The following is a 14606-nucleotide window of genomic DNA, read 5'->3' on the forward strand; positions in this document are numbered from 1 at the left end:
TCTTTGCCGCCCTGATATCACTTTGATATCACCTTGGGCCATCCCCGGCACGGCGATTATGTACGTACAATAAAAAACGCCCGATCCATCAGAACCGGGCGTTTATTCACTGAAAATGAATAATCACGATGATTATTCAAAAAAATTATTCGGCAGCAACCGCCGTTTTCTCACCGCGCACCAGCGCCATGTAATCTTCCATCATCGCTTTGCAGACGGTCGCGGGCGTAAATTTATACGGCCCGATTTCGGCAACCGGCGTCACTTCGGCAGCCGTTCCGGTCAGGAAGCATTCATCAAAATCGGCCATTTCTTCTGGCATGATTGCGCGCTCAATCACCTCATACCCGCGCGCCTTGGCAAGGCCAATCACCGTGCGGCGCGTGATGCCATCAAGGAAGCAATCAGGGGTCGGTGTATGGATCTGATTATCTTTGATAAAGAACACGTTAGCACCAGTTGCCTCGGCAACCTGACCCCGGTAATCAAGCATCAGCGCATCGGCATATCCTTTGCGCTCGGCTTCGTGTTTCGACAGGGTGCAAATCATGTAAAGGCCCGATGCCTTTGCATTTGTTGGTGCTGTATTCGGGGCTGGACGGGCCCATTTCGACAGATCGAGACGAATGCCCTTAAGGCGTTCTTCGGGTGCGAAATAGCTTGGCCATTCCCAGCAGGCAATCGCCACATTGATGTGGGTTGTCTGGGCGGAAACACCCATCATTTCACTGCCACGCCACGCAATACGGCGGACATAGCCCTCATTGATGTTGTTGGCAGCAAGGGTTTCAATCACCGCATCATCAAGCTCAGCCGAGCTGTACGGGATCTTCATATCGAGGATTGCACCGGACTTGATCAGGCGTTCGCCATGCTCTGCCAGCTTGAAAACCTTGCCATTATACGACCGCTCACCTTCAAACACCGCACTACCATAATGGACAGCGTGGCTCAGCACGTGCAAAGTACTTTCACGCCAAGGTTTAAGAGCACCATTATACCAGATAAAACCGTCACGGTTGTCGAAGGTCGGAGTCGTCATTTGCCAAATTCCAATTCAATTTCGCTCTTGGGCGTAACTTTATGTCCTTATTTGTCTGGTCGAAGTAACATTCATAGATTAATATGTCAATATAACTGACATAACGGAAAAGCATGGCAGATATCTCTACACGTAAGGTCAACCCGCTTTTCCTGCGGGAAGAAGAGCTTAGGCAAGGCATCGAACTTCTGTTCTATGCCTACCGTGATTTTACCGCGGTCGCAGACCAGGTGCTTGAGCAATATAATTTCGGGCGCGCCCATCATCGGGTCATTTATTTCGTAAGCCGAAACCCCGGCATTACGGTAAGTGACCTGTTGTCGATCCTGCGCATCACCAAGCAATCGTTGTCACGTGTGCTCAGCCAGTTGGTGCGAGAAGGCTTCATCGATCAAAAGACCGGCCTGCAGGACCGCCGCCAGCGGTTGCTAACCCTGACCGACAAGGGTGATGCGCTTGAGCGTGAGATCACGGAAAAGCAACGCGCGCTGATTGCCGCCGCCTACCGCGAAGCCGGGGCCGAATCGGTTGAAGGGTTTCGCAAGGTTTTGCTGGGCATGCTTGAAGAAGATGATCGCAAACGGTTTGAGGACGATGGCCCCAGTGGTCCGAACGGCCTGCGCCGGCGCGCGGGGTAAGTTGAACGGGCTCCTGACGCCGACGGACGTTTCGCGCGGACCTTGCGCTGGACATGTTTAAAAAGGGGCATTTCGCCCCTTTTGTCATGAATTGTCATGAAGTTGAGATGGCGAGCTTGACGCTTTTGAAACACTTTTTGGCCCAAGTTAATCGGCATAAGTCAGGGATGATTTCGGTGTTTGGGGGAGTTTGATGAGCATAGCAGATCAGCCACATGTTCTTGTGGTCGATGATGATGATCGCTTGCGAGGGCTTCTCACCCGGTATCTGGGGGAGAACGGCTTTATCGTCTCAGCGGCGCGGAATGCGCAAGAAGCCCGATCCAGCCTTGCCGGACTTCAGTTTGACTTGATCGTACTGGACGTCTTGATGCCCGGTGAAAAGGGTGTCGATCTGGCGCGAAGCTTACGTGAGTCTGGTTCAACGGTTCCGATCTTGCTGTTAACGGCACTTTCGGAAACGCAAGACCGTATTACCGGACTTGAAGCCGGGGCCGATGATTACCTTGCCAAGCCGTTTGAGCCCCGCGAACTTGTGTTGCGGATCGAGGCCATCCTGCGTCGGTTTTCCCAAATGCCCGATCCGGATGTTGATCAAGGGGATGGCGACGATGATGTCGTGCGGTTTGGGCCGTTTTCGTTTGATCCTGCGCGCATGACATTGCAATCGGGCACTGAGCACATCTATCTGACCACGTCCGAACAGGCACTGTTGGCGGCATTGGTGGCGCGGCGCGGTCAAATCACATCGCGCGAGGAACTTCATGGCCTGATGGGCGGCAATCCCGTCGATGCCGGGGCGTCACGCAGCATTGATGTGCAGGTAACCCGCCTGCGTCGAAAATTTGAAGAAGACCCCAAACAGCCAAGATACTTGCAGACAGTGCGTGGTCGGGGCTATGTGCTGTATGCAGATTGAACTGAAGCGATGATTATGATCAGGTGTGGCGAAATGAACAGGGAAGTGCACCGTGGGTAGTGAACGGAACGGATGGATCAAGCGATTGATGCCGACAGGCCTTTTGGGCCGGTCGCTTTTGATTCTGATGACGCCGATGTTGCTGTTGCAGATTGTCACTGTGCTGATCTTTTTTGAACGTCACTGGGATACAGTTGCACGTCAGCTCAGCCGTGGACTTGCCGGTGATGTGGCCTATGTCATTGACTATCTGGGGCAGTTCCCTGACGAAGAACATTACCAATGGATTCAGCATTCAGCCCGCGGGCGTTTGCAACTCGATCTGGTGTTTGAGCCAGACGAGATTTTGCAGGAGGAAACCACCGAACCGCCGTTTGGTCTGGTGTCCGAGGAATTGTTTAATGCCCTTGATGAGCGGTTGGCGCGTCCGTTTTATTTCAATCTCGATCTGGATGACCGCAGGCTTGAAATTCGGGTTCAACTGAAAGAGGGCGTGCTGTCGATCGTCGCCCCGCGCAAGCGACTTTATAATTCAACCACCTATATCTTCTTCATGTGGATCGCCGGTTCGGCCCTGATCCTGTACGGGGTTGCGGTGATCTTCATGCGCAATCAAGTACGCCCGATCCGCCGTTTGGCAAAGGCTGCTGATCAGTTTGGCCGGGGTGTCGATGTCGAGGACTTCAAACCCGAAGGGGCGTCCGAAGTTCGCATGGCGGCAACATCTTTCTTGTCGATGCGCGACCGTATTGGGCGGCATTTGTCGCAACGCACCGCGCTTTTGGCCGGGGTGTCGCATGACCTTCGCACACCTTTGACCCGCATGAAGCTTGAACTGGCGATGCAGCAATCATCGCCGGGTGTCGATGCGCTCAAGCAGGATGTGGTTGATATGGAGCGCATGGTCGATGCCTATCTGGCGTTTGCGCGCGGTGAAGAAGGTGAAAAGGCCGAGCCGACTGATATTGGCAAGCTTCTGACCGATCAGGTGGGCGAAGCCTTGCGCGATGGTCAGCAGATTGATCTGCATATCGAAGACAATCTTGATATGGAGCTCCGTCCGCAATCGATGCGCCGCTGTATTGCCAACATCATGTCCAATGCCGGGCGATATGCCAACAACCTGTCGGTGCGCGCCGGTCGGCGTGGGGCCGATTATGAAATTGTCTTTGATGATGATGGTCCGGGCATTCCGGCTGATAAGCGCGAAGAAGTCTTCAAACCGTTTTTCCGGCTTGAGGAATCACGCAATCAGGCCACCGGCGGCGTCGGGCTTGGCATGACCATCGCACGGGACTCTGCGCGGGGGCATGGTGGGGAAGTTTTCCTTGAAGATGCGCCGACGGGGGGCCTCCGGGTGCGCCTGATACTACCCATGGGCCACTAGGGTGTAGTCGCAAGCTATAAAACCCCTGCCATTGGTTAGGGGGCGTTTCAGTCTAAGGGGGGAATGAGAATCTTCACCATTCCTGATTTACAAACCGTTTCATAACTTGAGGGCTATGGAAGAACCGTGCGTCTGTTCGTCCTGATCAAACATCAGTGAATGCCGTATACTCAGAAAAGATGATGAATAATCTGAATTGGCTCCGGTCTGATCTGATTGCGGGGTATCAAGGACGCGGTGGATATAGGCCATCCACGGCAATCAACCAATAAACGCCAAGTTGTGGCGGTATTATTCCAATTTGTGCATCAGGTTCACCGGTGTCACCAACTGAAACCTCAAAGGTATTCGCAGGGATAAATACACCAAGCTCGAAATCCGAGGGAGGGATATCGACATCAAGCCCATTTGTTTCAGCATATCCGGTCGCCGATACTGACAGGCCACTGGTGTCGACACTAAAGCCACTACCATCAACTGTTTTTCCGGTTGCAGGAATGTCTCCGGAAACCGAAACAAATGCTCCAGGAACATCGTTGGGGGCACGAGCAGTGTCAAACATATTGACAGGAGTTCCGCCAGCGGTTGCCTTAGCAAAGGATCCATTTATCTGCGGAACAGGTGAAGCGCCATCGTTATTATTGACGGTTAGGTATCCGTTCAAAGTCACAGGAGTTGTTCCTGTGACAGGAACGGTACCGCTTACAGATGCAGTACCAGAAAAACTGGTACTTGAAATATTCAGATTCGCATTACTTAATACTTTGCCACCAGGATTTTGAATGTCTCCGTATACTGGGAATGTTTGTGAGGTTGCTTCTGTTGATGCTTTATGGTTGTGCAGTGGTATTGGCACTGTGGCGAGTTCTGCGCCGCGAGGCTGTCCAAGAAAGACAGTGGTCAATCCTGTCCCCTGACCAACGCCGACGGCCGTTCTGCCACGCATGTCCGGCAAGCCGAAGGTGGCGCGACCATCCCCACCGTATATGTTGCTAATAAGCGAAAAGAGAGCCGGAAAATCATTAATGGAGACAATTTGACCTTTGCATAACATCGTGCCCACGGGGGCAAAATTTGAGGCTGTGCAAGCCATGCTTGCGATATAGGTATCAGGTCCCATGATGTACTCCCTTAAATGGAAAGGTCAAAGTTGGTCCTTTGCGTTCTGGATCAAAACGTTTTTTTCATCCAGCGAAGTGACCAGTTCAAGCTGTGCTGCCGACGGCCTGTATCAACGGCGACAATCAGAGTATCTCCGGCCTCAACCGGTGCCGGGTCACCGAGCGTAAAAATACCGCAGGACCATGATGCCCTTGTCCGGCCGGGATAATTAACAATTTTCAAATCCGGATCCAACGAGGGTGCCATATTTGCCTCAAACCACATAACAAAAGATCTTAGAATGCCGGGTCGGTCAATCACCAGATCTATCTTGAGCGGATCCGCAGCCGGGACTTCCGTCATGCCGACTGCGACCTCATCCAATATAGCGGGCGGACCAAGCGGAACAAACTTTGTTTCCGGCATTCGGAAGGCCATATTGTTATCACCCGGAAGGGCTTTCAAAACTGACCAGTCGAAGTCTGCAATGACTGGGCTAGACTGCAATGCATGCGTTAAGTGGCTAAAATCAGACGGGGCAATCATCGCGTGCACTGTGTTTGGGATGGCAACGCCGTCAAGCTTCAGGTTGTTGCGGGCAAAAGTTCCTGCAAGCTTCTGGATTTGCTCGTCAACACCGATTGTTCCCATTGTTTCCGTAACCAGGATATCAACTTTCTCAGGTAGTCGAATGGTCTCGGCATCACCCACTACAACTTCGATTGTATCGCTGTACCCATTGGCAGCAATATTCTGACGTGCTAACTCTGCTGCTTCAGGAACACGTTCAATGGCATAGACTTTCTTTGCCCCGGCACGGGCGGCAAAAAGTGTGAGGACTCCCATTCCGGTTCCGACATCGGCCACAACGCTATCAGGGGTGACGAGTTTTTCAATCGCTATCCGATATGCCTGCATGCGCTGGTTATCTTGAAGCATATTGCTGAATGCGTTTGCATGACCGTGCAATGATATAGCGCTTCTCTGTGTTGCGAAATTCATCGTTACCTCTTGAGGATAATCTGCTGCCTTACCTGTACAATGCTATTTTATATCATGAACCAATAAAATAAATTTCAATGGTATATGCGGAAGAAGGTGCGGTTAGAAGAATGTCGCGATTTCTGACAGCGGCTTTTTCTCGGTCGCGTGGGTTGGAATGGTGGCGTCTGATGCGGGATAGCCCGTGACCAAAAGGATGTAGGGTTTGTTGTGGGCAGGCCTTTGACAGATATCGGTCAGGAAGCTCATCGGGCTTGGCGTGTGGGTCAGGGTTGCAAGGCCCGCACGGTGCAGGGCGGCAATCAGAAAGCCCGTCGCGATGGAGACCGATTCCGGGACGTAATAGTTCTTGCGCAGCTTGCCGTCGGCCGAGGTGCTTTTGCGTTCGCCAAAGATGCAGATCAGCCAGGGTGCGATTTCAAGAAACGGTTTGCTGTCATCCGTGCCCAGCGGGCCAAGCGCGTCGAGCCATTCTTCGCCGCCGCGTCCCGCGTAAAAGGCGCGTTCTTCTTCCTCAGCCGCATCGCGGATCTGCTTTTTCATCGCCGGGTCGCCAATGACCGAAAAATGCCATGGCTGATGATTGGCGCCATTTGGCGCGGTTCCTGCCGCACGGATGCAGGTTTCAATAATGTCGCGCGGCACAGGCCGGTCAGAAAAGTCGCGCACGGTGTGGCGGGTTTTAATGTCGTCATAGAAACCCTGAGCCCGCGCGCGCATCTGCGCCACATCATATTCCTGATAATCTGGCAGGGGGATCGGAACGAAGTCCGTTGTCAGGCCCTTGGTGGCAGTCATGGCACTTCCCTGAAATTGTTGTTTTATTAAATTGTCAGACAATCGTACGGGGAGATGTGCCCTAGAGCAAGTGTCAAAAGTAGAATTTTGTGGCAAAGCCAGCATGTTTGGGTGAGAGGTCGGACTGGTGGCCAAATATCGGCCAAGCATCTTGTGAGGTCCCAAAGCGCCCTGCCACAGCAAAAATGCAGCAGGGCGTTTATGGGATAAATCAAGCCTTGGCAGGAATGCGGGCGATCACTTTGATTTCGAAATCGAACCCGGCCAGCCAGTTGACACCAATCGCCGTCCAGTTCGGATAGGGCGCCTGATCAAAGACAGTGCTTTTCACGTCCATAACTGTTTCGAACTGATGTTCTGGATCTGTATGGAACGTTGTGACGTCAACGATGTCATCGATTGTGCAGTCTGCGGCCTTGAGCACGGCCTTGAGATTGTCAAATGCAAGGGTGACTTGCTTGCGAAAATCGGGTTCGGGAGAGCCGTCTTCGCGGCTGCCAACCTGGCCAGAAACGAAGAGCAGGTCGCCAGACTGTATGGCTGCGGAATAGCCATGCTGTTCATAAAGATCATGACGGTTTGCGGGGAAAACGGGTTTGTTGGTAAGGGGCATGTTGTCCTCATTCAGGTAAGAGTGGAATTGTTTTGGGTATTCACATACGATGCGTATATTAACTAATGACATACGAAGCGTACGTCAATGGCATACGATGCGTATATGAAAGGGGTGGGACATGGTGACAACAACCCGCGCAGCTAAGATGGCGGAAACGCGTGCAAAACTGATTGCCGCAGGCCGCAAGGCATTTGCGGAAAAAGGCTATTCCGGTGCATCAATGGACGATCTGACAGCAGATGTCGGTTTGACGCGCGGTGCGCTTTATCACAACTTTGGTGACAAGAAGGGATTGATGGCGGCGGTTGTGGATGAGATCGACACCGTTATGGCCACACGCGCACATGACGCGGGTCAGAAAGCCGGAGGTGGTTGGAAAGGTCTTCTGGCCGAAGGGGCGGCCTATATCGAGATGGCGCTTCAGCCCGAAGTGCAGCGGATCGTGTTGCTTGATGGTCCGGCGGTGCTTGGCGATCCGTCACAATGGCCAAGTCAGAACCGATGTCTTCAGGCAACAATTGCGACCTTGCAGGACCTTGCTGCCGAGAAGGCGATCAAACCTGTTGATATTGAAGCCATCGCGCGGCTTCTGAATGGTGTTGCCCTTAATGCGGCACTTTGGGTGGCCGCAAGTGAGACTCCAGAAGCGACCTTGCCCAAGGTCGTGGCGGCGTTCGAATGTCTTGCGTCTGGTGTTCTGATAACGCCAGAAAGCCGTATTTAGGACGCGTGATCATTGAAATGATCGTCGGGCAGGGCCTGCACCAATTGGCGCGACTGATCGACGTGATCGATCATGATAGACTCGGCCCGTTTGGCATCCCCTTGTTTGATCGCGGCAACGATTTCGCGGTGTGCGCCATTGGTCGCCAAGACCTTCTCGTCGGCGACAAGCACACGAAATTGCAGCCAATAGACATTATTGGCGATCCGGCGCAGCTGTTCGCATAGCAGGGCATTGCCGCTGATATCGGCAAACAGCATGTGAAAGGCAAGGTTATGGCGCGACATGGCGGTGAGATCGCGGGCGGCCTCGGCGCGATCAAGCTGGTCCTGGATGGTTTCAAGTGGGCTGATGTCTGCGTGCAGCATTGGTGTCGCCAACCGTACGGCCAGCCCTTCCAGCGCGCTTCGAACGGTAAACAGGTCATCGACTTCGCGCCGGGTCATGTGCCGCACACTGACACCGCGATATGGCTGGGAAAGCAGCAGGCCGTCGGAGGTCAACTGACGAAAGGCTTCGCGCACAGACGGGCGGCTGACCGACAGTTTTTTGGCAAAGTCGATTTCGGTCAGCCGCTGTCCGGGGGCCAGACGGCCTTCGCGGATGGCATTGGTGATGGCGTCCGTGATGTGCTGAACCGTCAGGTTGTCGGGTTTTTCTGCGGCAGTTTTCATCATATATCACCCGTTTGCGGTGGATCATTGTTCGCCCGGTTCTGATCGGGTATCACACAGCAATGCCGTGTTGCCAATCGCGGCGGGTCACTCTATCGTGCATGATTGTCAGACAATATTCTACATATATTTTGTATAAATTTGTGTAATTCACACAAAAATTACAAAAAATGAGATTGTTTTCTTGCGATATACGGTGAAGTGATGTTAAATCGCGCCAACTTGGCATGGACGTTTTGCCGGGATATACATCCTTATTCCCGCCGCGCCCCTGAAAACATCTTTAGACGAATCGGATTGATGCAGCGTTATGGCCAGCAATTTTAACGAAGAAACCGTCACCTATGTCCATCACTGGACGGACACTCTCTTCACGTTCAAAACCACGCGTGATCCGGGCTTTCGGTTCATCAATGGTCAGTTCGCGATGATTGGCCTTGAAGTTGAAGGCAAGCCGCTTTTGCGCGCCTATTCGATGGTCAGTGCGAACTATGACGAGGAACTTGAATTCTTTTCGATCAAGGTGCCCGATGGACCGCTGACGTCACGTTTGCAGCACGTCAAGCTGGGTGACAAGATCCTGGTAGGGCGCAAGCCAACCGGAACCCTGATCCATGACAACTTGCTGCCGGGCAAAAACCTGTGGCTCCTGTCGACCGGTACCGGTCTGGCACCGTTCATGAGCGTGATCCGCGATTACGAAACCTATGAGCGCTATGACAAGGTCATTCTGGTGCATGGGTGCCGCGAAGTGCGTGAACTGGCCTATCAGGAATTCATTCACAGCGAACTGCCCAACAATGAATTCTTTGGCGAAGACGTTCAGAGCAAACTTCTGTACTATCCGACCGTCACCCGCGAAGAGTTCAAAAATCAGGGCCGCATCACCGAGCTGATGAAATCGGGCAAGCTGTATAGCGATCTTGGCCTGCCCAAGCCATCCCTTGAAAATGACCGCTTCATGTTGTGCGGCAATCCGGAAATGATTGCCGACACGCGTGAGATGCTGGTCGAGTGGGGCGGCAAGGAAGGCAACATGAATGAGCCAGGCCATTTCGTGATCGAAAAGGCGTTTGTCGAGAAATAAAACCGTTTCTAAAGCGGGTCCTTCAAAAGGGAGCATGGTGTGTGAGCGCCGTGCTCCCTTTTTGTTTTATAGGTCTATAATTATCTATACAAAGGGATATGAACCTCCCCAAATGGGGATGTCTGGCGGATGGGATAATGTGTATTTTCGGTATGACTAATATTTCCAGAGTGTCGTGTAACGGTTGTTCCGGAGTTTCCCATGAATTCAATGACGTCGACTGTCGATCAGGCCTATGACCCGTTTCGTGTTGCAGCAAGTGTTTCTGACGCATTGTTTGCGATTGTTGAGTTCGACGTCACGGGCAAAATCCTGCACGCGAATGATCGTTTTCTGTCGTTGATGGGGTACTGCGACACCGAAATCATTGGAAAACAGCAATCAATGTTTCTGCCCGATGACGTTAATACAGGGCCAGAGCATGATATGTGCTGGACGGACTTGCGTGCGGGTAAATCCAGGCAGGCGATTTTGCCACGCATTACGAAAACCGGTCAGCGCATTTGGATTGAGGCGACTTATGCACCTGTGCGCAACCCCAAGGGGGATGTCGTAAAGATTGTAAAGTTTGCGACCGATGTTACCGAGCGTCAGGAAACACTCGTCGATTTGCGAGGCAAGGTAAATGCGATCGAGCACAGCCACGCGGTTGTTGAATTTGATTTGGGCGGTAATATCCTGACGGCAAACCATCACTTCCTTTGCGTGATGGGCTATCAGCTATCTGAGATTGTGGGATGCCATCACAGTATGTTCGTTGGTCCCAAAGTCGCCAAAAGTGCGGATTATCGAGCATTCTGGCGATCGCTCTGTAATGGAAATCATCGGGCCCGCCAATTCAAACGCTTTACGAAAGACGGGTCTGAGGTTTGGTTCGAGGCGACATACAATCCCATTCTTGATGGGGACGGGGCGGTCTGCAAGATCGTTAAGTTCGCGGTCGATATCACCGACCAAGTCAGAATGCTTACGGATCTTAAGGCGACACTTGATACCAGTTTGCTTGATGTCGATCACGGTCTTGGTGTTCTTGATCAATACTCCGAGGAAAATAATCTTTCATGCACGCAGGCGCGTGCTCACCTTGAGGTTAGCAGCATGGTTGCCGGGCGACTGGTAAACTGTGCCGCAGAGACATCTGACAGAATGAGGGGGCTGCGTTCCGTCGCGGATCATGTTTTTGACACCGCAACGGAGGGGGCCGTTGCGGCGGCGGCACTGGAAGACGTTGTTGATGTCGTCCAAGAAATCACGTGTGAGTTTTCCGACGTGGCCCGGCAAATTGAGACATTGCAAGAGCGCACAATGAAGCGTGGAGCGCTTGAGCAGGATGGAAAGGGTGGCGACGCCGCCTTTGCCGATCTTCTGGACGAGCTTGCTAAGTTGTCTGTCCGAATGAATGCGGCCTGTCAGCAGATGACCGCACAAGGGGAAATCCTTAAGGACCGGGTGGATGAAAACACCTTCAAATCGGGTCGAATTCGCTCTGACCTCAAGGCGATGCTCAGCAGCGTTGCGGTTGCGTCGATGTCCGTTGAAAGACAAAGCGGGATCACAAGCCAAGTGAGCAGCGAAATGCATGGCATACAAACAGCACTTGAAGCCTCCTGCGATTTGAGCGCGAAAACACAGCAGGTTTCAAGGCAGGTTGGAGATGTCATCGGCTGGGTGCGAGAAGCGTCAGCTGTTTTGGCGCGTTAGTCGGTTTTGGATGCGTTATATGGGGGGGGCAGGCATCCCGTGATGCCTGTCTTTCTTTTTGGGAAATTGGGCGCTTTTTAGAACAACCGTGATCCATTGGGGACTTCCTGATCGGGGTTGATCAGGACAATGCCCTTGTCATCTTGCCCGTCGGGGAAGCCCAGACAGAGAAATTCGGACATGAATGGTCCGACCTGTTTTTTGGGGAAGTTGACAACACCGGCGACCTGACGGCCGATCAGCTTTTCGGGGGTGTAATATTTGGTGATCTGGGCCGATGTTTTTTTTGTGCCGATGTCCGGGCCGAAATCCACCCACAGTTTTAAGGCCGGGCGGCGGGCTTCGGGGAAGTCTTGTGCATCAATAACGGTGCCAACGCGGATATCGACTTTTAGAAAATCATCAAAACTGATTTCGCTCATGGGAGTGCTCCTTACATTTGGCCAAAGCTTAATCAGATCGAGTTGGACTGATAAGTCTAAAACGACAGGATGCGCAAAGTCAGGAGTTTGAGCAAAATATAAGAAAAATGGCAGGACCATAAGATCCTGCCATCAAGTAGATTACGGGAAGTGTAAAGCGTTAAGCTGTTACTTCGCGACCGCACTCTTTTCGATTACGGTTTTGAATTCGTCGAGAGAATCGGTAAAGCGAGTCTGCAGAAGAGAAAGTGCCTCTTCCTGGGACTTGGTTACCAGACCTGACAGTTCCTTGGCATTCGAAAGTGCTTCTTCGTATGCGGCTTTCGCGACTTCGGTCTGCTTTGCAGCAGACGCCATCGGGTCGTCAGCGGATGTAGCAGCGAAATCTTTGCCCTGCGTCTGGACTTTGTCCAGCAGCGACTTGAAGATTTCACCCTGGCGCTGAGCAACAGCCTGGAAACCATCGAAGGCTACCTTGTTGGCTTTGGTCAGGGCTTCCATGTTTTTACGCTGGAAAGCCATCATTTCGTTCACGTCAACACCCGGAATTTTGAAGTCCGCGGTGTACTTGGTGAAGTCGAGATCAAAGAACGGGTTCGTTGCCTTTTTTGCGGCGGTCATGGTTTGCACTCCATCTAAAAATTTGAACATTTATGGAATGAGGCGCTATTGTGCGCCGCACAAATTCAACTGCAATATGAAGGAACGGATCGCTTTCGTCAAGGATTATTTTGCACTGCACAAAAACCGTAAGGTTAGTGTTTTATCTTGGCAACATAACCCTGGGTGTCTATGTCTCTTTTGATTTTCAGATCAGATACTTAGGGTGCTGTTGCAGAAGATCCACTGGTCTGTGCGGGCGTTTGCGCCGTGGTTTCCTGTTGGGATGAGCCATGTTTTTTTGCTGCAAAGCGGTGATATTTTTTTGAAATTTTGCCGCACAGGCGATGCGCCTTGCCAAGGCCCTTTTCAACCCGGGCGTCCCATGTTGCGGCCTTTGACAATTCACGATCAAGCAGGGCCATGGTCGGGCCAAAGTCGGTACTGGTGTCATCAAGCCACAGCTTAAAGCAGCGGGCATAGATCCCGGTCATCGCGGCAATGCGCAGGCTGCCATGAAGGCCGCCGGTGCGAAAGCCTGCCGCGTCCAGCATCCAGCGCATCGATCCGAAATGAGTTTTAATGGCACGCAAAGAATCTGCCGGACCAAGATCACCACGCGCGCATAGGATCGAGCGCAGGGCAGGGCGATAGGCCGCCAGCGCATCAAAGCGCGCCATCACAATCGCAATAAGCCGGTCATGGCCGGGTTCATTGAAATCTTCGGCATCGAGATCGGCGAGAACGTCGCGGTCGATTCTATGGATGAATTTGCGAAGGATATCGCCCTTGCCACGACAATGATCGTAACAGTCCGCAACCGTCACGCCAGCCGCTTGGGCGATATCAATCAGGGTGACGTCATGCCAGCTTTTATCGGCTGCCAGTTTCATGGCGGCCGTGATCAGGGCATTTGGGATATCCTTTTTCGCAGGCATGACTGTCTCCTTGTTGGGTGGGAGCGGGGTGTTTTAGCCCGCCAGTTCGACTGAGCGTTTGCGGGCGGCTTCAACCGCACGAGTCATCAGTTCGGGCAATCCGGATTTTTGATCCATCAGAACATTAAGGGCGGCCGCGGTGGTGCCGCCGGGGCTTGTGACATTCTGGCGCAGGGTTTCTGCGGTTTCTTCGCTGCTATCAAGCAGGAAGCCCGCACCAACCACGGTCTGACGGGCAAGCAGCATTGCCTGTTCTGCGGGAAGCCCCGCGGTTTCACCCGCCTGTGCCATGGCTTCGACCAGATGGAAGATATAGGCCGGTCCACTTCCCGACAGGGCCGTGACCGCGTCCATCAGGCTTTCATCCTCGACCCAGGACACAAGGCCGACGGTTTTAAGCAGGGTTTCGCACATGTTGCACTGGGCGATGCTGACATTTTCGGTCGGGCACATCACGGTCATGCCGCGCGAGACCGCAGCTGGTGTGTTGGGCATGGCGCGCACAATGCGGGCGTTTTCGCCCAGATGGCTGGCAAAGAATTCAATGGTTTTGCCCGCTGCGACCGACAGAAACACGGTTTCCGCACGTGCAAGTGGCTTATAGGCATCAATCACATCAGGCAGCACCTGTGGTTTGACGGCAAACAGCACGACTTGCGGGCTAAAGTCCTTGGGCACGTCTTTGACATCGGTGATGCCATTGATGCCGTAGCTGGTTTGGAGTTTCTCGGCCGCTTCGGTCTGCTCAACAATATAGACATTGCTGGCAACAAGCCCTTGCGCAAGCCAGCCTTCGAGCATGGCACTGCCCATCTTTCCGCAACCGACCAGCAAAAGACGCGTATTCATAAAATTGCTCCGCTTTATCCATCCGATACTGTTGTGCGGGGTGCACTCAACAGTCGTGATCCAATGCCGTAGCGATCTTCTCAAGGTGGGTCAAGTCAGGCCATAGGG

General features: G+C 52.8%; 16 protein-coding genes. 6 read left to right on the forward strand and 10 right to left on the reverse strand.

Translation table 11 applies throughout. From position 1 onward, the window contains the following. Nucleotides 1-145: 145 nt before the first annotated feature. A complete protein-coding gene (locus COO92_RS01850) occupies nt 146-1042 on the reverse strand; it encodes a branched-chain amino acid aminotransferase (RefSeq protein WP_101299404.1) in 897 nt (298 codons plus the stop codon). 113 nt (nt 1043-1155) lie between these two features. On the opposite strand from COO92_RS01850, the gene COO92_RS01855 reads away from it, so the two are divergent. The 3 genes from COO92_RS01855 (at nt 1156) to COO92_RS01865 (ending at nt 3986) form a co-directional block, all read left to right on the forward strand. After that, entirely contained in the window at nt 1156-1680 is a 525-nt protein-coding gene (locus tag COO92_RS01855) for a MarR family winged helix-turn-helix transcriptional regulator (RefSeq protein WP_101299406.1), read from the forward strand. Nucleotides 1681-1873: 193 nt separating this feature from the next. Then, the gene (locus COO92_RS01860) at nt 1874-2599 is read left to right on the forward strand and encodes a response regulator (protein ID WP_101299408.1); all 726 of its coding nucleotides are present in this window, start codon (nt 1874-1876) and stop codon (nt 2597-2599) included. Nucleotides 2600-2651: 52 nt separating this feature from the next. Further along, on the forward strand, nt 2652-3986 hold the full coding sequence (locus COO92_RS01865) for an ATP-binding protein (RefSeq protein ID WP_240626283.1): 1335 nt from the start codon (nt 2652-2654) through the stop codon (nt 3984-3986). A 226-nt stretch (nt 3987-4212) separates the two neighbouring features. Here COO92_RS01865 and COO92_RS01870 read toward each other — a convergent pair whose 3' ends face one another. The 4 genes from COO92_RS01870 to COO92_RS01885 all read right to left on the reverse strand — a co-directional run bounded on the left by COO92_RS01870 (nt 4213) and on the right by COO92_RS01885 (nt 7500). Further along, the gene (locus COO92_RS01870; RefSeq protein WP_101299410.1) at nt 4213-5106 is read right to left on the reverse strand and encodes a phage tail protein; all 894 of its coding nucleotides are present in this window, start codon (nt 5104-5106) and stop codon (nt 4213-4215) included. Between the two features lie 50 nt (nt 5107-5156). After that, nucleotides 5157-6089, reverse strand: a complete 933-nt coding sequence (locus COO92_RS01875) for a 50S ribosomal protein L11 methyltransferase (RefSeq protein WP_101299412.1) — start codon at nt 6087-6089, stop codon at nt 5157-5159. Between the two features lie 102 nt (nt 6090-6191). Then, nucleotides 6192-6887 carry a nitroreductase family protein gene (locus COO92_RS01880; protein ID WP_022731231.1) on the reverse strand — a complete coding sequence of 232 codons (696 nt, stop codon included), beginning with the start codon at nt 6885-6887 and terminating at the stop codon, nt 6192-6194. A gap of 211 nt (nt 6888-7098) precedes the next feature. Further along, a complete protein-coding gene (locus COO92_RS01885; RefSeq protein ID WP_101299413.1) occupies nt 7099-7500 on the reverse strand; it encodes a RidA family protein in 402 nt (133 codons plus the stop codon). A 121-nt stretch (nt 7501-7621) separates the two neighbouring features. Here COO92_RS01885 and COO92_RS01890 point away from each other — a divergent pair, with 121 nt between their 5' ends. Next, nucleotides 7622-8227 carry a TetR/AcrR family transcriptional regulator gene (locus COO92_RS01890; RefSeq protein WP_101299415.1) on the forward strand — a complete coding sequence of 202 codons (606 nt, stop codon included), beginning with the start codon at nt 7622-7624 and terminating at the stop codon, nt 8225-8227. On the opposite strand, the gene COO92_RS01895 is transcribed toward COO92_RS01890, so the two are convergent. After that, nucleotides 8224-8901 carry a GntR family transcriptional regulator gene (locus COO92_RS01895; protein WP_240626284.1) on the reverse strand — a complete coding sequence of 226 codons (678 nt, stop codon included), beginning with the start codon at nt 8899-8901 and terminating at the stop codon, nt 8224-8226. The two genes, COO92_RS01890 and COO92_RS01895, sit on opposite strands and share 4 nt — an antisense overlap. A gap of 310 nt (nt 8902-9211) precedes the next feature. Between COO92_RS01895 and COO92_RS01900 the strand changes: the two genes are divergently transcribed. After that, complete coding sequence (locus tag COO92_RS01900; RefSeq protein WP_101299418.1) at nt 9212-9988, forward strand: ferredoxin--NADP reductase; 777 nt, start codon at nt 9212-9214, stop codon at nt 9986-9988. 201 nt (nt 9989-10189) lie between these two features. Continuing rightward, complete coding sequence (locus tag COO92_RS01905) at nt 10190-11689, forward strand: methyl-accepting chemotaxis protein (protein WP_101299420.1); 1500 nt, start codon at nt 10190-10192, stop codon at nt 11687-11689. Nucleotides 11690-11766: 77 nt separating this feature from the next. Here the strand turns inward: COO92_RS01905 and COO92_RS01910 are convergent, their stop codons facing one another. From COO92_RS01910 to proC, 4 genes are all read right to left on the reverse strand, one after another. Next, entirely contained in the window at nt 11767-12111 is a 345-nt protein-coding gene (locus COO92_RS01910; RefSeq protein ID WP_101299421.1) for a tRNA-binding protein, read from the reverse strand. Between the two features lie 168 nt (nt 12112-12279). Further along, nucleotides 12280-12732, reverse strand: coding sequence for a phasin family protein (locus COO92_RS01915; RefSeq protein WP_022731238.1), 453 nt, complete (start codon nt 12730-12732; stop codon nt 12280-12282). A 200-nt stretch (nt 12733-12932) separates the two neighbouring features. Continuing rightward, nucleotides 12933-13649, reverse strand: coding sequence for a TetR/AcrR family transcriptional regulator (locus COO92_RS01920; protein ID WP_101299423.1), 717 nt, complete (start codon nt 13647-13649; stop codon nt 12933-12935). Nucleotides 13650-13682: 33 nt separating this feature from the next. Continuing rightward, on the reverse strand, nt 13683-14498 hold the full coding sequence (gene proC / locus COO92_RS01925; protein WP_101299425.1) for a pyrroline-5-carboxylate reductase: 816 nt from the start codon (nt 14496-14498) through the stop codon (nt 13683-13685). Nucleotides 14499-14606 lie beyond the last annotated feature (108 nt).

This window comes from Thalassospira lohafexi (assembly GCF_002844275.1).
In the GTDB taxonomy this organism is placed as follows: Bacteria; Pseudomonadota; Alphaproteobacteria; order Rhodospirillales; family Thalassospiraceae; genus Thalassospira; species Thalassospira lohafexi.